The organism is Oricola thermophila (genome assembly GCF_013358405.1).
GTDB lineage: Bacteria > Pseudomonadota > Alphaproteobacteria > Rhizobiales > Rhizobiaceae > Oricola > Oricola thermophila.
The window spans coordinates 2,289,818-2,308,538 of sequence record NZ_CP054836.1; the positions used below are offsets into that span (position 1 = coordinate 2,289,818).

Genomic DNA, 18,721 nt, shown 5'->3' on the forward strand with positions numbered 1-18,721 from the left:
AGCCATGCCAGCAGTCGGCGGAGCTTCGGATGCGGACAGTGCGGGCTGATGCGAAGAGGCTAGGGCGGGAGTTGTCATGATACAAATGAATAGTTATCAGCTTCTCATAACCAAATGGAATTGCGCGCCGGAGCATGAACCGGTTCAGGATTGACCAATGAATATCAAGCACTTGCAGGTGTTTTCAGCCGTATACGAAACCGGATCCGTCACTCGGGCCGCGGAAACAATGCACCTCAGCCAGCCGGCAATAAGCAAGTCTCTGGCAGCGCTGGAAGCGGAAATCGGCTACAGCCTTTTCCGCCGTGAGGGGACCGGCCTGCAACCTACACCTGAAGCGAACCTGCTCATCGAAGACATTTCGGAGTTCCTGCACGGCTTTGAGCAGTTGACCGCCAGCTTCAAGCGCGCTGGCCGAGGAGACCGGGGGTTGGTCCGGATCGCGGCAACGCCGGGACCTTCATTGGGATTCCTGCCTGGTCTGGTAGCGGAGTTCATGCGCCAGAATCCCAGGACCAACGTCTCGTTGAAAATCCGAAACTCGGCCTCAATCCGCGAGTTGGTAGCAACGGGAAATGCAGATATCGGCATTGCCGACACCGGATTGCAGTCACCCCGCTATGACTCGCAGCCGCACCGAATGGTTTGTCTTTGCGCCGTCCACAGATCCCACCCGGCTGCCGCGCTTGATGTAATCCAGCCCGAGGATCTTGCCGGAACGAACTGGATCACCCTTGGTCAGGAACATGAAACCTTCCACCAACTGGCATCAGCACACCAGCAGGCCGGGGTGCAATTCAACTCGACCCTGACCGTCGACTCCAGCATTCAGGCCCTTTTGATGGTGGAACTTGGTGCTGGCGCCGCCGTTCTGGACCCGCTGAGCATCAGATTGTTCACCACGCGGAACAAAAGAGACAACCGCGACGTTGTTCTGAAACCGTTCCAACCGACCATTTACGAGTCGATAGACGTGCATTCTGTCAATGCGCGGCCTATGTCTGCAGCAGCAAGGTCGATGCTCTTGTACATTCTGAAGGCACTTGACGCCTAGCGGAACCGCCACTCCCCCAATGAATGAGTCCGCAGCGATGTTTACGAGGAGAAAAAGGCACGAAATTTCGAACGAGCGCACCGGCAGCCTGCCCCGGTAGCGCCGCGAGCCGGGACATGGATAAAAGTCATAGGCAGATTGACCAGCGCCATCATCGCTTTCGCCTGCGAACATCTGACCTGCCACTGGACTTCCATCCAATCGCAACTGAAGCCCAGTTGTTGAGTATGCCGATCCGCGCAGGTTGAACAATCGCCCACCGGAAAACTTTTCCTGCACTGCCCTGCCTCCCCCTAATATCTTCGCGATTCATCTGCAAATGGCGCTACGAGGAGTAACGGGGAGAACAGGCTGGAGGTTGGGCAAACGGAGTTTGCACGGGGATCGGGCGTTTGGTCCGGACACCGACATGACAAACCGACGCCGGATCAGAAACGGCGGAACCGTCAGTCAGACCTGACCGAAACCCGGCTGGGACCATAGAACACCGAGACCAAACCGACAGGGGCCCCGAGCCGGAACAGCAGCCCCCCTCGACCAACTCTCCTAATCTTGGGCACAGCCGGACTGCGTCACCTACCCTTTGCCGCGTGCTTCCGGATCAGCCTTTCTCGCTCCCGCCGTTGGCGCCGCCACGCCTGCCCTCGCCGTCTTTCCCCTCAGACAAGCTTCGAGAACCTGCGCTGGAAGCACCAACCGATCCAGTAGCGCACCCCATAATACGAAAGCGTCTACCTGCGCGCTTGGAATACCGTATCGCAGGCAAGAACCGGTGTCCGTAAATGGGTGGAACTCTAAGTCCAGATACAGTCCCACCCTTGGTGGCAAACAATCTACCGTGATCTAATGACAGGCTGTCGACCAACTCCAAACTGATCAGCAGGTGCGAAAACGCCGAAAACTGTCCAATGATCGGGGTACAGGTCATCCTGTCGCCCCCGACTTTCATCAATCTGTAGCGACCAGTCCAAGTTTTCTGTACTGAGCCCTGCAATAGGGAACAGAGGTAAGCAGATATCAGAAGCCGGCCCCTTAAGCGCGCATCTTACGTCGATCGCGTGCAGCAGGCCTGTTGAGCGCGGCTTTTATTCCGGCGAAGCTCCATAGGGAAAGCGTCAGGATACCCAGAATAGCGGACCCCGGACGCTCAAAGAACCCGGCAACAGAGCCCTGTGTGCTGATGAGCGACTGCATCAGGTTCTGTTCGACTATTCGGCCCATGACGATGCCCAGCACCGTTGGCGCGAGAGGCAAGCCCGAAGCATTCATCAAGAGCGCCAACGCACCAAGTCCAAGCATCACCAGCAGTCCGCTCATGTCATTGTTTATGGCGAAAGCTCCAAGACATGCGAGGACCAGTAGAGACGGCGCGATGATTGTTGTGGGCACCCTCAGCACAAATCCAGCGATCCGGATCGCCATCCAGCTGAAAGGCAGCAAAAGGAGATTGGCAAGGAAGAACACCAGAAAGACGGCGTATACCATCTGGGAATTCTCGACAAACACCATCGGCCCCGGATTCACCCCTTTCAGATAAAGCACGCCAATGGCGATGGCAGTGATCGTGTCTCCGGGGATCGCGAAAACCAGCGCCGGAATCCAGGCCCCCGCCAGCGCGGCATTGTTCGCCGAACCACCTGCCACGATGGGTTCGATATGGCCCTTGCCCCATTTTTCGGGCTCGCGACTGAAACGCCGGGTTACAGCGACCGAGATCCAGGCGGCAATGTCGGCCCCGGCACCGGGCAGAGAACCTATGGCGGTTCCCATGATCGAGCCACGCAGCGATGGCCACCAGTACCGGCGTCCCGCCCGCAGGACCTTGCCGGAAGCCGAACCTCCGTCACCTTTGTCAAGCTTCTGGACGCGCGGCACCGTCGCCATGAGACGGAATATCTCGGGCAGCGCGAACATGCCGATCAGCGCCGGAATGAAGGAAATGCCCTCGAGCAGCGCCCAGGATCCGAAGGTGAAGCGCGGATAACCGGTGGTGTAATCCATGCCCACGCATGCGATGAAGAGGCCGATCATGAGCGAAGCCATGCCCTTCAACAGGTCATCGCCCGCCACAAAAACCGCACAACTCAGACCGAGACAGCCGAGCCAGAAGAATTCGAAGCTGCTGAAGCTCAGCGCGAAATCCGCCAGGATCGGCGAGGCGGCTACAAGTATCACCGTCCCGATGCAGCCACCCAGCATCGAGAAGAATGCCGAAGCCCCGATCACGTATCCGGCCTCGCCCTTCTGCACGAGTGCGTTGGCGTCCTCCATGTATGCCGCCGAGGCGGGAGTACCCGGGATGCGCAGCAGCGCTCCCGGAACATCGCCGGCGAAGATCGACATGGCGGCTGCAGCAACGATCGACGCGATGGCCGCGATCGGCGACAGGAGGAAAGTGATCGGTATGAGCAGTGCCACTGCCATCGTTGCCGTCAGTCCCGGCAGCGCGCCCACCACGAAGCCGAAGAACGCCGCAACGACGATGGAAAGCAGCGTTTCCGGCGCGACAACGAGACCGGCCGCAGCGATCAGGTCCGTAAACATCAGATGAAGTCCTGCAGAAGGCCGGTCGGCAACGGCACCTTGAGAAGCACGCGAAAGGTCAGGTCGAAAAGCACTGTCAGCGCGATCGACAACGGAATGGAGACAGCAGGCCGTCCGTACCGGGCCAGCAGGCCCGACATCAGTATGGCCAGGATCAGAATCTGCGCGCCGATGATCTCGCCGAACAGCACCATCGACGCGACGGACGCCACGATGTAGAGCGCGGCCATCCCCCCGCGCCGAATTTCAAAAGCCGCCGGAATTGACATCAGCCGGGGCACCAGGCCTGCCCGCGCACGCCCTCGCAAGACCAGGGCGCCGCCCAACAGGACCAGTCCGGCGCCGATCAACCGAGGAAAAAGGTCGGGGCCATAATACTGGCCCGCGACCACCGGAAAGCTGCCCACATGCCAAATCACCACGGCTCCGAATAGCGCCAACAGTGCACCGATGAGAGCGTCATGGATTTGCATGGAGCTAACCTGCCTGTCTTATTTGCCCAGTCGATCGAAGATCGCCTGCATGTTTTCGAGATCTTGCGCCATGAAGGCCTCGAACTCTGCCCCGGGGCGCCACACGTGCTTGAAGCCTCTTTCGGCGAGCGTGGCCTTGAAGCTTTCGCTGTTGGCGGCCTTTTCCACTGCCGCCTCCAGGACAGCAAGCGCCTCCGGATCGAGCCCCTTGGGAGCGGTCACTCCGTGCCAGAGACCATAGGTGTATTCGATGCCCTGCTCCCTGAGCGTCGGCACCTCGGGGAAAATATCCACGCGCTCGGCTGCCATCGTGGCCAGCGGACGCAGCTTGCCACCTTCCACCAGCGCACGCGCTTCTACCAGCGACGCGGTCGAAAAGGTGCTGTTACCCGCCGCCACGTCGAGATGGCCCTTGGTGCCACCCTGCGTCGGCACCCAGATCACGTCTTCCGGTTCCAGCCCCAGGGCAAACATCAACCCGAGAAAACCCACATGCCAGCTCGCGCCCGGCGCTGCACCGGTTCCCTTGATCGTACCTGGGTTTTCCTTGATCGCATTTACCAGATCTTCCATCGTCTGATAGGGCGCATCCACGCTGACCATGACGCTACCCGCCAATTCATTGGTCTGGCCTATGGCGGTCATGTCGGCATAGGTCAGCGGAGCCAGTCCCTGCGGCTTGTACAGAGATATGTCCGAGGCGATTACACCGATCGTGTAACCATCCGGGCGAGCACGAGCGATGGCCGTCTGGCCGGGAATACCACCACCGCCATCGCGGTTGACCACGTTTACCGGCTGCCCCAGTTCCTTTTCAAGCTCCGTCGCCAGGGTACGCGCCACGATGTCGGTGCCGCCCCCCGCGGGATAGGGCACAATCAGCTGCACGGGGCGCTCGGGATACTCCGCCAGTGCGGCACTGGCGACGATCGTCATGGACAGACCGGCCAGAATGGCGGTCATGTTGCGGCGGGTTATCTTTTTCATTGCGAAGTCCTCCCTGGTCGCAGTCAAGGCAATATCAGCCCATAGGTTTTCGCGGCAGTGCCGGAGAAGAAGGCAGCCCTGTCGGCCTCCGGCAGCGCAGCAGTGATTTCGAGAAAGTCGTCGATGATGCCCGACAGGGGGCGAAAGAGAGCGTCAACCGGGCCGTTGGTGCCGAACATGCAACGCTCGGCACCGAAGATTTCCAGCGCGGCCAGCACGACTTCGCGATTACCGCCGGCGGTCCACTCCTTGCCAGGCACCCCCAATCCGCTGATCTTGAGCACGACATTGGGTTCCGCCGCCACGGTCGCAAGCGCCGCGCGCCAGGAGGCCAGCACCTCCGGGTCGCGACTGCCCGGCACGCCGGCATGATTCACCACGATCAGCGTCTCGGGAAATGAGCGCGCGAGTTCCGCGGCATCGGGAAGGTGCCAAAATGGCGTTTGCAACTCGAAATGCAGATTGTGTTTCGCAAGCAGCGCATAACCACGGCGAAAACGCTCGCAGCGCATCGAACCGGGAAGGGCATGATCGGAGCGCCACTCGGCCGCCGAGGCGAAGGCCTTCGGCTTGTGACGGAGGGAGCGCACGAGCGGAAAGCCCGCCTGCGCCGCAATAACATCCGCAGCATCGTCGCGATCAAGCCAGACCTGGCCGGTCATTGCCGCAGGAAACCCGGTTCTTGAATGCAATTCGTGAACCCAGCGGGTTTCCCCCAGCGGATCATCGGGCGACCACTCCGCCTCCATGTAGACGGACGCCACCACTTCATGCGGGGCAACGGCAGCCCGGTAATCGTCGGGCAGGAAATCGGCCTTTACCGCACTGTAGTCGCCGTAGCGATGCGGATACAAGGCGCCTGGCGCCAGCCATGGATGCTTGCCAAGAGACAGATCCCACACATGGCAATGCGCATCCACAATGGCAACACGGCCGGTTTCCAATATCTCGGTCAACACGCCTCCCGCCCGAGCGATTTTCTCTGGGCGGCGAGTTTTGCATGCAATCTATGGAGATTGTCAAAGGTTTTTTACGATCAGTCCGAGATTTTTCGCATTATTGAATGCAGTCAGCCATCCGCCAACGAGGATTCCAGGGCCTTGCGAGCAACCCTCCACCCCGAAAGATGATGCGCGCGCAGCAATTCCCGCAGCAATGGCCCCTCGCGCTGCGTCAGCGCGTCGAGAATCTGTTCATGCTCCTGTACCGCACGCGCCCAGCGCGCATGATCGCGATTGCCTGCAAATCGAAACCGCCGAATGCGCGCACTTTCGCTGGCATAGACACGCGACAGCGCCGGATTCTGTGCCGCATCTATGATTTTCTGATGGATGTCCTGATTGATATGGAAATACTCCATCAGTTCCCGCTTTTCGAAAGCCTCTACCATCTTGGCTTGGAGATCGGCGATTTCTTCGATCATTTCGGGCGTCGCGCGCTCTGCTGCACGCTCGGCACCGATGCTCTCCAGTCCAATAAGGATTTCAAGCGATGCCTCGACGTCCTCGGGTGACAGCACAACCACGGTGGCACCGGCATTCGGACGGATCGAGATCAACCCCTCCCCCTCCAGGATCTTGAATGCCTCCCGCAACGGGGTTCGCGAAATGCCGAGCGCATCGGTCAGGACACGCTCGTTGATTCGCGCACCCGGCGGAATCTCGCCGCTGACGATCATGTCGCGAACGTGGCTCGCAACCATCGCAGTCCGCTGACCGCGCGGCCATTTCCCGCCTCTCTCAGACAAGTCCGCCCCCTTCACCTTCGACATCCACTCCCCCAATCATTGCATGCAATCAGTGTAAAAACATGCAGGAAACTGGGCAAGCTTATTGACGATTGCTACTTTGCATGCAATCAAGCCAAAAGACGCCGTTAAATCGGATCGGCGACCGAAAGATAACAAAGATTGCGTGCAATATGAGAATGGTCGGGAATGCGGCCTCACCAGACACCGGGGCCAAAAAATGAATTTCCATGCCTACTTCAACGCTGACCGCCGAATCGTCGAGGCCTGCGTAATCGGTACCGGAGGCTTCGGACGCAGCTTGCTGGCGCAGGCGCGGAGAGTACCGCTTCTTTCCGTCCGTGTCGGCGTGGACATTTCGGCAGAGGCTGCCGCCGCCGCAATGCGTGACGTGGGCATTCCCGAAGCCGACATCCGCATCTGCGGCACGCCCGATGAAGCGGCGGCCGCCTTCGCGAACGGCGCACATGTCGCCGCCGGAGATTTCGGCATTGTGTCCGGCCTGCCCTTCGAAGTTGTGGTGGAAGCCACTGGCCACCCGGAGCACGGTGCCCGTCATGCAAAACTCGCGATCGAGGCGGGCAAGCATGTGGCGATGGTATCGAAAGAGGTCGACAGTGTCGTCGGCCCCGGTCTTGCCGCCCTGGCCGCCGAAAGGAATCTGATTGTCACACCGGTCGACGGCGACCAGCCATCGCTGCTGATCGGGCTCATAACCTGGGCCGAAACACTCGGCTTCGAGATCATCGCGGCGGGCAAGTCCAGCGAATACGACTTTGTCTTCGACCCCGAGGCGGGAACACTATGGTGCAACGGTCGCACCGTGGACGCACCGGACTTTGCCTCCGTCGCTCGCATGGGCGCCAGGACCGCTGCCGAACTGGTCGCTGCTCGCGCCAAGGCCGCGAGCGCACTGCCCCAACGCGCGGTTCCCGATCTCTGCGAAATGACGATCGTGGCCAACAATTGCGGCCTTGGCCCGGATCGCGCCGATCTGCATTGCCCCATAGCCCGCATCGACGAGGTTCCGGCAATATTTTGCGGCACCGAAGATGGTGGCCTCCTGAACCAGACAGGTGTGCTCGACGTATTCCATTGCTTGCGCGAGCCCGGCGAGATCAGCTTTGCCGGTGGAGTGTTCGTCGTTATTCGCTGCGAACACGCCGAGACATGGGAAGTTCTGCGCGAAAAGGGCCACATCGTCGCAGAAAATGGCAAGACCGCGATGGTGTTCATCCCTCGCCATCTGCTGGGTCTGGAAGCCGCCATCAGCATCCTGGAGGTAGCGCTCAACAAGGTGTCATCCGGGGCGATCGAGGTTAAGCATCACATCGACCTCGCCATCCACGCCGACCAGGATCTGCCTGCCGGGCATCTTCTGGAAATGGGCGGGCATCATCATTCCATCGCCGGTGTGTCGGCCCGGATGATTCCGGCTTTGCCACTCGATAACGACAGCCCCGCCCCCTTCTATCTCGCAGCGAACTGCCGCCTCTCGCACGACGTGAAGGCGGGGGAATTGATCCGCATGCGACATCTCGTGATCCCCGAGGGCAGCACCCTCGCCGAATTGCGGGCCCTGCAGGATTCCCGCTTCCACACAGTTCCCCGATTTCCTTGAACCCAAAACTTTGCAACGGGAGGATTCACATGACCCTTACACGACGTTCTTTCATGGCTGCTGGCGCAGCGGCGACCGGACTTCTGGCGACCCCTGCCATTCTGCGCGCGCAAGGCAAGCTGGCCTTGCGCATGGGACATCCGCACCCCGAGACCGACAGCTGGCAGGATACTGCCCTCTGGATGAGCGAGACGCTGGCCGAAAAATCCGGCGGCGAAATCACCCTTCAGGTCTTTCCCAACGGCCTGATCGGCAACGACCCGACCATGATCAACGCGGTCCGGGGCGGTTCGCTGGACATCATGGTAACCGGCAATCCGTTCTTCACCGGCCTTGCCCCCGAACTCAACGTGCTTGACCTGCCCTATCTCTTCCACGATCGCGACCATATCGCTCGCGTGCTTGACGGCGACATCGGCGACCGTCTGCGCCGAAATTTCGACGGCACCGGCCTTTTCGCCTTGTCACTCTGGGAAACCGGCTGGCGCCATGTGACCAATAGTCGTCGCCCTGTGGAAACACCGGACGACATCAAGGGTCTCAAGATCCGTACCACGCCCAACCCGGCACATATCGAGGCCTTCAAGCTGCTCGGCGCGGTGCCTACGCCGATGGCCTTCACCGAGCTTTTCACAGCGCTGGAAATGGGAGCGGTCGACGGCCAGGAAAATCCGACCACACTGATCCTCAACTCGCGGTTCTACGAGGCGCAGAAATATCTGTCGCTAACCCAACACGCCTTCACGGCGGCACCGTTGGTGACCAACGCCGACAAACTCGCGGCCATGGGCGAGGACCAGCGCAATCTCCTGATTGAGACTGCACGGGAAGGCGCAAAACGGCAGCGCGCAATGAATGTCGAGCGCGAAGGCAGCAGCCTTGCAAAGCTCAAGGCCGAAGGCATGCAGGTGGTTGATACTCCCGATCGGGATGCCTTCCGGGCGATCGTCGCCGAGTCGGTACAGGCAACATTCGCCAAGGAATTCGGTGCCGATCTGATTTCACAGATAAGCAGCGCAGCAGCCTGACGCCCTGAAAGAAGAGAAGTCCATGACAATCGTTGATCTGAGCATGACCGTCGGCCCGCACTTTCGCTGGGCTCCGGAAATCACGGTGAAAGGCGACAAGAGCGCGGGCGATCAGTTCCGTGTCACTCGCCTCGCCACGACCTGTCATGGCTTCTCTCACGTGGATGCTCAGGCGCATTTCATCGAAGACGGCCCTACCATCGAAAGCACTCCACTCGACCAGGTGGTAGGACCTTGCCGAATATTCAATCTCTCGGACGTTGCTGCGAACGAGGAAATCGACGCCGCACGTCTCAGAGCGTCGGATCCCGGTGGCGAAGAAGGCGAGATCCTTCTCCTCGCCAGCCACTGGGATACCAAACGCGATTTCCAGACGCGGGAATTCTGGACGGAGGCGCCTTGGCTCAACCGCGAAGCCGCCGAATACCTTTTGGCGCGGAAACCGAAGGCTGTTGCCGTGGATTTTCCTCAGGATTTCCCGATTCGCCTGCTGCTCGATGGTATCCGCGTGCCGGACGAAGAGCATGTGACACATGACGTGCTCCTGCGTGCGGGCGTGACGCTTATCGAATATGTCGTCAACACGGCGGCCCTGAAAGGCCCGCGCACCTTCCTTTGTGCCGCGCCACTCAAGGTGGCGAATGCCGACGGCGCCCCTGCCCGCATCTTTGCAATAGAGGGCTTCGCCTGATGTCAGGCCCAACCATCGTGCGTAAGGCCATGCGCGTCGCGGATGCCTTTCTCGCGCTGCTCGAAGCGCTGCTCGTCGCGGTTCTGGTCGCGATGATCGTGCTGGTCTTTTGCAACGTGGTCCTGCGCTACGGTTTTCGCAGCGGCATCGCCGTGACCGACGAAGTCTCACGAATGATGTTCGTCTGGATAGCCTTCGTGGGCGCTATCGCGGTTTCCCGTCGACATGAACATCTTGGAATCGACGCCGTTGTCGCCGTTCTCCCCGCGCCCATGAAACGTTTCGTGCATGCCCTCGGCAATCTGACAATTCTCGGTTGCTGCTTGGCCCTGGGGCACGGCGCTTGGGCGCAGATGCTACTGAATCTCTCGAATGCCGCCCCGATTTCAGGCCTTCCCATGGCACTGACCTACACGGCGCCATGGCTAGGCTGCATGGGCATCGGATGTATCGCGCTGACGAACGCGCTTGGCGCGATCCTGGGTCTGAGCGACGGGACCATGGCCTCCGGTAAGGAAGACCCCGGAGCATGACCACGATCCTTATCTTCCTTGGCGTTCTCCTCGTCGCCATCATCGCGGGCGTTCCGATCGCCTTCGGGCTCATGGTTGCCGGTATCGCGATGCTGTGGGACCTGGGCATGATGGACTGGCAGTCCATCGCGCTTCAGATGACCAACAGCGCGGACAGCTTCCCGCTGCTCGCGATCCCCTTTTTCCTGCTTGCCGGCGAGGTCATGAACGCAGGGGGGCTTTCTAGGCGTCTCGTGGACCTGGGCCTGGCCCTTGTCGGACATCTTCGCGGGGGGCTTGGCTATGTCGCAATCGTTACCGCCGTTCTCCTGGCGAGCCTGTCGGGCTCGGCAATAGCGGATACGGCCGTGCTTTCGGGAATGCTGGTGCCGATCATGCGCTCATCCGGCTACCCCATGGGACGCTCTGCAGGGCTTATCGCCTCGGGCGGCATTATCGCTCCGGTCATACCGCCGTCCATCGGCTACATCGTCTTCGGCGTGGCTGGCAATGTCTCGATTACCAAGCTGTTTCTGTCGGGCATCGTCCCCGGGATCGCGATGGCTCTGGCGCTCACCGCCACCTGGTGGTTTATGTGCCGACGCGAGACCATGGCCACCTTGCCACGCCGTTCCGGCGTCGAGATCCGGTCGGCCCTGATCAGGGCGCTGGTCGCGCTCATGCTGCCGGTAATCATCGTGGGCGGATTGAAACTCGGCGTGTTCACGCCCACCGAGGCAGGCGTTGTGGCGTGCGTCTACGCCATTTTCGCAGGCACCGTCATCTATCGCGAGATTACTCTCGCGGCGCTCTATCACTGCCTGCTCAGCAGCGTGCGCACCACCGCGTCGGTCATGCTGCTGATCGCTGCGGCGGGTATCTCTGCCTATGCAATCACGATCGCCGGCGTGCCACAGCAGATTGCCATGCTGCTTGGTCCGCTGGCACAACACCAGACCCTCCTCATGTTCGCCGTTGTGGTGATTGTCGTAGTGGTGGGCACGGCCCTGGATTTCATCCCAACGATCCTTGTGCTGACGCCGGTGCTCCTGCCTGTGGCGAAACAAGCTGGTGTGGACCCGGTCTACTTCGGCGTGATCTTCATGATGGCAGCAGCCATCGGTCTCCTTACCCCACCCGTCGGCGCGGTACTGAACGTCGTCTGTGCCGTGGCCAAGCTACGCTATTCGGACGTGGTACGAGGGGTCGCTCCCTTCATCCTCGTACAGATCCTGCTGCTCGCGATTCTCACGCTCTTTCCTGAAATTGTAATTCTTCCCGGGAACTGGCTCTACTGAGCCGCGCCCGCCCACCTACCGGAGCTGCCCCATGATCCTTGGCGCGATTGCCGACGACCTCACCGGCGCGACCGATTTGTCGCTGATCCTCTCCCGCAGCGGAATGCGCGTTGTGCAGGTGATCGGCGTTCCCAACAGTCTGGACGCTATAGCAGACAAGGCCGACGCGGTCGTGGTCGCGCTGAAGTCTCGCACCAATCCCGCTGAAGAGGCTGTGGCGATGTCTGTCGCCGCTGCAACAGCATTGCAAGAGGCTGGGGCGAAACAGTTGTTTTTCAAGTATTGCTCGACCTTCGACAGCACCGACGAGGGCAATATCGGTCCAGTGGCCGAGGCGCTGATGGACCATCTCGGCACCGATGTGAGCATAGCCTGCCCCTCCTTCCCGGAGAACGGAAGAACCGTATACAAGGGCCATCTCTTCGTCTTCGACCAGTTGGTGTCGGACAGCCCCATGAAGGACCATCCGCTCACCCCCATGCGCGACCCCGATCTGGTCAGTGTATTGGGACGACAGACGAAGATTCCGGTGCGACTAATTGCGCACGATATCGTGCGCGGGACAACCGAAGGCCTCGCCGCAGCGATCAGCGCCGCGCCGGGTATCAGCATCGTTGACGCCATCTCCGATGACGACCTGCGCAAGATTGGCCATGCGGCTGCAGACCTCGCACTGATTACCGGGGGCTCTGCAGTCGCGATGGGACTCGCCGAGGTCTATCGCGAGAAAGGCTGGCTAGAACCATCCTCGGGCAGCGACACCTTAGATCTGCCGGAAGGCAAGGGCGTCATTCTTGCCGGGTCGTGCTCGCAGATGACCCGCAAGCAAATTGAAAAGGCCCGTCTGACAGGCGTGCCCATGATGCAACTCGATCCGCTTCGCATCGCGAATGGCGAGACAAAAACGGAAGACATTGTCGCCTTTGTCGAATCCAACGCCGCAACGGGAAGGCTTCCCCCGCTTGTCTATTCCAGTGCCGATCCTTCGGTCGTGGCCGCGGCGCAACAGGCACTTGGCCGGCAACGAGCCGGCGAAATCGTCGAAAACCTTATGAGCGCAGTCGCCGCCGCGCTTGTCGCGCGCGGGTTCAACCGTATCATCTCGGCGGGAGGCGAAACATCAGGCGCAGTTGTGGCTGCGCTCGGAGCCTCGACGCTCGCTATCGGGCCCGAGATCGATCCCGGCGTGCCATGGGTCATGACCCTCGACGCCGATCGGCCCATGTTACTCGCGCTCAAGTCCGGCAATTTCGGCAGCGAAGATTTCTTCCTCAAGGCTTGGAGCATGCTGTCATGACCAACATACTGTCGGAAGTCACAAAAGTGCGTGACCGCATCTGCGCGGTTGGCAGGTCGGTATTCGATCGGGGGCTGACTTTCGGCTCCACCGGAAATATCAGCGCGCGACTTTCCGATGGCAGTATGCTGATGACACCTACCAACGCGAGTCTCGGCACACTGGACCCCGCAAAGCTGTCACGGTTCTCTCCCGAAGGAAACTTCATAGACGGCGACAAGCCCACCAAGGAGTCGTTCCTGCACATCTGCATGTACTGCAAACGCCCCAGTGCAGGTGCGGTCGTACACCTGCACTCCACGCACTCCGTCGCAGTCAGCGCCATGGCAGATCTGGATCCTGCCGACGTCTTACCTCCACTGACTGCCTACTACGTCATGCGGGTCGGGCGTTTGCCTTTGATTCCCTATTTCGCCCCTGGCGACGTTCAGCTGGCGCGGGCAGTCGAAGAAAAGGCAGAATCTCATCATGCAGTATTGCTGGCCAACCACGGCCCCGTGGTGGCAGGCAACACCCTCGAAGACGCGCAATATGCAACGGAAGAACTGGAAGAGACCGCACGTCTTTTCCTGCTGCTTCAGGGTCATCGCACGCGGCCTCTGACCGAGGAACAAGCCGACGCTTTGCGGCAACGCTGACATGTAAATTTCATTGCTGACGACATCATGGAAGCCGATTTACCTTGCAGCAAGAAAAGACGTCGTATTCAGTGGAGCAACCCTAAGTCCCGAAAACTTTTCGCACGCCTCCAGCTCCCCCGATTCACCTGCAAACGGCGTTACATGGAGTAACGGGGAGAACAGGTTGGAGGTTGAGCAAACGGAGTTTGCACCGAGGTCGGGCATTTGGCCCGGACACGGACATGACAGACCGATGCCGTATCGGGATCAGAGCGGCATCCAATCGCGACAGGTGTGATAGTTCCGGACGGCAGGACAGCGGGCAATAATTTGGCCAGATGGCCAAGTCCGGCAGATGAAGGCACCTCGACTGGTTCTCACGTGTCCGGACACATGGTCGACAGCCTTCTTTCCCTGCATGGTGCACCGCAGTTCCGGCTGGCGGGCATCCCTCCCCGCTTCCGGATCAGCCTTTTCCGCCGCCGCCGCTGGCTTCGCCACGCCCGCTGCTTGGCCCGCTTTCACCGTCCTCACTCATTACCCCATCCCCGTTCTCCGGGAACCTGCGCTGGAAGTCCCAGCCGCGCCTGTAGCGCTCGACGAGCTCGTCGAATGCCTCGTCGCATTTCTTCCTGTCGAAGCCCTGGGCGACCAGGATCGGGATGACGCGATCCCCGAGACGGTCGAGCTGGTCCTCGTCCTGCATGGTCTCGCGGATCGCCCAGTGCAGGGCTGCCCGGGCGATGTCGTCGCGCGACGGCTTGCGCGCCGCGCGCAGCCGCCTGCGGTATTCCCGCTGCCGCTCGCGTTGCCGCCTCAGCCGTTCCTCGCGTGACTGCGCCATGCCCTTATCCCCTCGTTTCTCGATTGCAGTGCCCATGCGCCTGCCGCCGGACCTGCCGTGCTTGTCTCTGCCGTCCTTGCCTCGGCCCCGGCCCCGGCCCCGGCCCCGGCCCGCGCAAACACCGTTTGTGCCAGTAACGGAATTCTCCGTTACGGAATCGTTGTTCACGCGTGTTGAATCGGATTTCCCGGGTTCCGAATCGAATGACCGCAAATCATCTCGATTTGAATCGCCTTCCCGGCACGGCATGTCACAGCACTCCGTCACGGCGTTTGCCGCTGAATCGGAGTTGCACGGCGCTGAATCGAATGTCCGCGGTCCGGAATCGAAAGAGCACAAATTGAATCAGTTTGCGGGCAAGGTGAGACGACTTCCCCGCAACCCGTTTCGGGTTGCGGCCAGGAGGCTGACGACCGGATTGCAGTCATGGGACGGAACTGCCTCCTCCCTCTCTCTGCGGCAACAGCCTGTGTAGCTCTTCGCCTTCCAGAACCTCCGCTTCCAGCAGCCGGACGGCCAGGTCGATCACGGCATCGCGGTGTTCCCGGACAATGCGGCTTGCCTGTCTCTCGGCCCGGCGCAGACGGCGGTCGATGCGGCGGACCAGCCCCTTCTCTTGTCCGCCCAGCAGCATGAACGGCTCGATGCGCCGATGAAGCAGCGGCCGTGTTCGTGCAAGACCGAGGACAGTCTCGATGTCGGCGGCAAGTTTCGTGGCCTGGGCAAGATCACTGTCATGATCCCCGCCCGCCCCCGCCGAGACCGTGCCCAGAATGACGCGTTCGGCCGCACGGCCCGCCAGGAGGACGGCAAGCCGGGCCATGAGGCGCGGCTCGACCTGCTCGTCTGCCGCGGTCTCCTCGGACCGGACATGTCCGGCCTCGTTTGACGTGACCGCGATGCCGACGCTGCGGATACAACCGATGCCGAGCAGATGGCCGACAATCGCGTGGCCCGCCTCGTGGATCGCGGCGCGGCGCCGGAGGCCATCCGTGATCTTCGGCCGCCCGGCTTCGAGCAGGCGCTCCAGGTCCGTCCATGACAGCGGCCGCTGTTCGCGGCGCGCCATGGCACGGGCTTCCCTGACCAGCCGCTCGATATCGGCGCCCGAGAGGCCCGCCGTCTTCAATGCAAGACGGCGCAGCAGCGTTTCCGCGGTCGCGGCCGCATTTGCCAGGTATCGTTCTCGTAGTGCTGCAGCTTCATTCATCGGTTCGTCCTGCTCCCCTGTCCGATCCCGATCCTCTTCTGCCGATCCACGCACCGATCCGTCCGCGCCATCCCCGGCGCCTGGCCACCTCCCTTCGCAGCGCCTCGGCGGCACTCGATCCGGCATTCCTACCGTCGGCTCCGCTTTCCGGTTCCGTGTCATCGTGGTCATCGACGTTTGTCGGTTTCGCGGGCGGTGCCGTCGCCAGCACGTTGACGAGATCGCTTGCCAGGTGATGTGCAAGAATGCCGATGCGGGCGTCCGTATCCGGCAATCCGATCCGGACATGGCGCTCGAGACGGCCGGAGCGCAGCAAAGCCGCATCCAGCTGTTCGGGCCTGTTGGTCGCGCCGACCATGATGATGCCCTCGCGTTCCTTTGCGCCGTCGATCAGTTCGAGCGCCCTGTTGACGACCGAGTTCCAGTAGTCGGCGTGCTCGCGGTCGAACGACTGGCGACTGCCCAGCGCGTCGATCTCGTCGATGAACAGGATGACGGGCTTCTTCTTCTCCGCCTCCTCGAAGGCCAGCTTCATGCGCCTGATCACGGAGCCGAGATAGCCCGGTTCCAGCCAGGTCGTGACGGAGGTGATGAGCAGCGGGATCTGCAGCGTGTTGCAAAGAGCCCTTGCGAAGGTCGTCTTGCCCGTGCCCGGCGGGCCCGACAACAGGATGCGGGTGCTCATGGCCGACCAGTCGAGCTTTCCCTCGCGCCAGAGCGCAAGATCATGCTTCACCCCACGGGCCCAGTCCGCGGCCTCGCCATATCCGGACAGGGTCTCGAGACCGAGATACGGCCCGGCAGCAGGCGGCTTGCCGACCCTGTCGGGTCCGGACTGCCCGTCCCTGCTGCTACCGGGTGCGGGCGGTTCTTCCGGCTTGATCAGCTCGCTGCCCGACGAACCCTCGTCGCGGCGCGACCAGGAGCTGCCGCCCTTGCCGATGCCGTCATCGTTCTCGTCTTCATTGGCGGCATCCTCGCGGCGTCGCTCGGCAAGCCGCGCCAGCGCGGCAATCGCATGATCCCGGCCGACGCCCGGACGGATCGCGGCGGTGAGATCGGCCAGCGTCAGCATCGAGCAATCGCCGATCCGCGCGCAGGCATCCGCATCAGTCTCTTCATTCGGGTCGACGGCCGCGTTTCCGATCACTTCCTCGATCACCCGACCGACAATGCACGCATCGAGCGGTCCGATGGACAGGTCGAGGTTGGTTGCAGCGGCAAGTTCGGCCGGGAGTTTGCGCTTTCCCTCCGCGATCGCGAGGATCGGCATGTTCGAGGAGACCGCCTGCGCGACATCGACCGCCAGGTCTTCGCCTTTCTCCGCATAGGCACGGTCGCGGCTGCGGAAGGCGATGATCGGCCGCCCCTCATCCGGACCGTCGGGATTCACGTATCGTCCGTAGTCGTGGAAAGAATAGCCTCCATATGACTTCACTGCCCGTGGCAGGATCACCCCGTCATGCAGCAGCCGGACCAGGGCATTCTCGACACCTGCGACCTGCGAGCGGATCGTGACGATCGGCGTCGGGGCCGCGAGACGCTCCCGCAGGACCTCCCATGAGAGACCGCTTTGCGAGACGGCGCGCGCCAGCAGCAGCACCGTCGCGACGTCGACCGGATCGGGCGACAGCCCGCACGCGCGCACGGCCCGCACGAAGCGTTCGCGCAGATCCGGGTCGATCGGTTGACCACGGCGCCCGGCGGGCTTGCGGGACGAGCGTCTTTTCCTTGCCGGGGCTTTTGCGGCACCGGATCCCGTCTCCTCGCGCATCAGAGAGGCGATTTCCGCCGTGGCCGAGAGCGCGCGTCTCGTCCTGTCCTCCGCGCTCGCCGTCCCGGTCTTCCTGGCAGTCTTGCCGCGACCGTCGACGGCGGCAGCGGCACTCTCCTTCTTCGGTCCGCCTCGACGCGCCTTTGCGGCCCGCAATTCCGCCGCGAGCGCTTCCAGCTCGCGATCGATGTCGACCGGGGCATCCGCGAAGGGGGCCAGGCGGCGACCGCCTGACCTTGTTGTCCCCCTGCCCTGTCCTGCCGAACGCAGCTTCGCAGGCAGCCCGAGCCTGCGCCGAAGGACGGCAAGCGGCACGGTGACGACGTCGACGATGACGTCGTAGACCGCTATCGCCGCAGCGGCGACCTTCACCTCGGAGCGCAGCAGCATGCCGCCAGCGACCGCAAGACGGAGTGCCTGGGCTCCTGCCCGGTGGCGAAGCCGCCTCAGGAAGAAGGTTGCAAGGCGCTCTTCGCTCAAGACAGCCTCCCGGGCCGGGCATCCGAACCGCCATCACGTGCAGGATCTTCAACCAGCCCCCGACGATGCAGCCGCTCGAGCATCATCCGGCAGGCTTCATCGCCCCTTCCTGCCCCCGCCTCGACCAGCCGGGCGATGGATTGCGTAAAGCGTGCCTTTCCGGCACGGGCAAACCGTTCGTAGCGGAGCGCGAGCGCGACGGCGACCGCGGGATCGTCGACGGGTTTCGTGGCGCAGTCGCACGTCACGATCAGGCCGCGCCGCATCCTGGCGATGCAGTCCGGACCGTGGCCCATCGCCATGTACATCACGTTCAGCGGGCTGTCGGAAGCCTCCACGGCAAGTGCATGACGGTCGACACGGTCCCCTTCGTCGGCAGCAAGCTGTACCTCATGGCGCTGGCGCGTCTCGCGCAGCCAGGGCGCAAAAGCCTGCAGGCCGGAATGAGTACGCCTGTTCTGCATGTCTGCGTCATCCCGTTTCGGGGTCTGTCGGTCTCGTTCGATCATCGTCTCGTTGCTCCTGTTCTCCTGCCCCAGCC

General features: G+C 61.8%; 17 protein-coding genes. 8 read left to right on the plus strand and 9 right to left on the minus strand.

What is annotated here, in order from left to right:
• The first annotated feature begins 157 nt into the window (after positions 1–157).
• Positions 158–1,054, plus strand: coding sequence for a LysR family transcriptional regulator (locus tag HTY61_RS11130; protein WP_175276857.1), 897 nt, complete (start codon positions 158–160; stop codon positions 1,052–1,054).
• 1,032 nt (positions 1,055–2,086) lie between these two features.
• Here HTY61_RS11130 and HTY61_RS11135 read toward each other — a convergent pair.
• The 5 genes from HTY61_RS11135 to HTY61_RS11155 form a co-directional block, all read right to left on the minus strand.
• Complete coding sequence (locus HTY61_RS11135; RefSeq protein WP_175276858.1) at positions 2,087–3,598, minus strand: tripartite tricarboxylate transporter permease; 1,512 nt, start codon at positions 3,596–3,598, stop codon at positions 2,087–2,089.
• Positions 3,598–4,071, minus strand: a complete 474-nt coding sequence (locus tag HTY61_RS11140) for a tripartite tricarboxylate transporter TctB family protein (RefSeq protein WP_175276859.1) — start codon at positions 4,069–4,071, stop codon at positions 3,598–3,600. The genes HTY61_RS11135 and HTY61_RS11140 overlap by 1 nt, the downstream gene beginning before the upstream one ends.
• Before the next feature lie 18 nt (positions 4,072–4,089).
• Positions 4,090–5,058 (minus strand): tripartite tricarboxylate transporter substrate binding protein, encoded by a 969-nt coding sequence (locus HTY61_RS11145; RefSeq protein WP_175276860.1) that lies wholly within the window; start codon positions 5,056–5,058, stop codon positions 4,090–4,092.
• 23 nt (positions 5,059–5,081) lie between these two features.
• The gene (locus HTY61_RS11150) at positions 5,082–6,014 is read right to left on the minus strand and encodes an amidohydrolase family protein (protein ID WP_246272783.1); all 933 of its coding nucleotides are present in this window, start codon (positions 6,012–6,014) and stop codon (positions 5,082–5,084) included.
• 113 nt (positions 6,015–6,127) lie between these two features.
• Positions 6,128–6,736 carry a GntR family transcriptional regulator gene (locus tag HTY61_RS11155; RefSeq protein ID WP_246272784.1) on the minus strand — a complete coding sequence of 203 codons (609 nt, stop codon included), beginning with the start codon at positions 6,734–6,736 and terminating at the stop codon, positions 6,128–6,130.
• 289 nt (positions 6,737–7,025) lie between these two features.
• Between HTY61_RS11155 and HTY61_RS11160 the strand changes: the two genes are divergently transcribed.
• Genes HTY61_RS11160 through otnC form a run of 7 tightly spaced genes read left to right on the plus strand, consistent with a single transcriptional unit; the run spans position 7,026 to position 13,890 of the window.
• On the plus strand, positions 7,026–8,426 hold the full coding sequence (locus tag HTY61_RS11160) for an NAD(P)H-dependent oxidoreductase (RefSeq protein WP_175278522.1): 1,401 nt from the start codon (positions 7,026–7,028) through the stop codon (positions 8,424–8,426).
• Positions 8,427–8,455: 29 nt separating this feature from the next.
• Positions 8,456–9,454: a TRAP transporter substrate-binding protein gene (locus tag HTY61_RS11165; RefSeq protein ID WP_175276862.1), complete on the plus strand. Its 999-nt coding sequence runs from the start codon at positions 8,456–8,458 to the stop codon at positions 9,452–9,454.
• A gap of 43 nt (positions 9,455–9,497) precedes the next feature.
• Positions 9,498–10,145 carry a cyclase family protein gene (locus tag HTY61_RS11170; protein ID WP_246272785.1) on the plus strand — a complete coding sequence of 216 codons (648 nt, stop codon included), beginning with the start codon at positions 9,498–9,500 and terminating at the stop codon, positions 10,143–10,145.
• Positions 10,145–10,678: a TRAP transporter small permease gene (locus HTY61_RS11175; protein ID WP_175276864.1), complete on the plus strand. Its 534-nt coding sequence runs from the start codon at positions 10,145–10,147 to the stop codon at positions 10,676–10,678. The genes HTY61_RS11170 and HTY61_RS11175 overlap by 1 nt, the downstream gene beginning before the upstream one ends.
• Positions 10,675–11,955, plus strand: coding sequence for a TRAP transporter large permease (locus tag HTY61_RS11180; protein WP_175276865.1), 1,281 nt, complete (start codon positions 10,675–10,677; stop codon positions 11,953–11,955). Before HTY61_RS11175 ends, HTY61_RS11180 begins: the two co-directional genes overlap by 4 nt.
• 31 nt (positions 11,956–11,986) lie before the next feature.
• The gene (otnK, locus tag HTY61_RS11185; RefSeq protein WP_175276866.1) at positions 11,987–13,252 is read left to right on the plus strand and encodes a 3-oxo-tetronate kinase; all 1,266 of its coding nucleotides are present in this window, start codon (positions 11,987–11,989) and stop codon (positions 13,250–13,252) included.
• Positions 13,249–13,890, plus strand: a complete 642-nt coding sequence (gene otnC / locus HTY61_RS11190; protein ID WP_175276867.1) for a 3-oxo-tetronate 4-phosphate decarboxylase — start codon at positions 13,249–13,251, stop codon at positions 13,888–13,890. The genes otnK and otnC overlap by 4 nt, the downstream gene beginning before the upstream one ends.
• Positions 13,891–14,338: 448 nt before the next feature.
• On the opposite strand, the gene HTY61_RS11195 is transcribed toward otnC, so the two are convergent.
• From HTY61_RS11195 to HTY61_RS11210, 4 genes are all read right to left on the minus strand, one after another.
• Positions 14,339–14,716, minus strand: a complete 378-nt coding sequence (locus tag HTY61_RS11195; RefSeq protein WP_175276868.1) for a hypothetical protein — start codon at positions 14,714–14,716, stop codon at positions 14,339–14,341.
• Positions 14,717–15,140: 424 nt separating this feature from the next.
• Positions 15,141–15,926 (minus strand): ATP-dependent metallopeptidase FtsH/Yme1/Tma family protein, encoded by a 786-nt coding sequence (locus tag HTY61_RS11200; protein WP_175276869.1) that lies wholly within the window; start codon positions 15,924–15,926, stop codon positions 15,141–15,143.
• Entirely contained in the window at positions 15,919–18,180 is a 2,262-nt protein-coding gene (locus HTY61_RS11205) for an AAA family ATPase (protein ID WP_175276870.1), read from the minus strand. The genes HTY61_RS11200 and HTY61_RS11205 overlap by 8 nt, the downstream gene beginning before the upstream one ends.
• On the minus strand, positions 18,177–18,644 hold the full coding sequence (locus HTY61_RS11210; protein ID WP_210268610.1) for a hypothetical protein: 468 nt from the start codon (positions 18,642–18,644) through the stop codon (positions 18,177–18,179). The genes HTY61_RS11205 and HTY61_RS11210 overlap by 4 nt, the downstream gene beginning before the upstream one ends.
• Between the last annotated feature and the right edge of the window lie 77 nt (positions 18,645–18,721).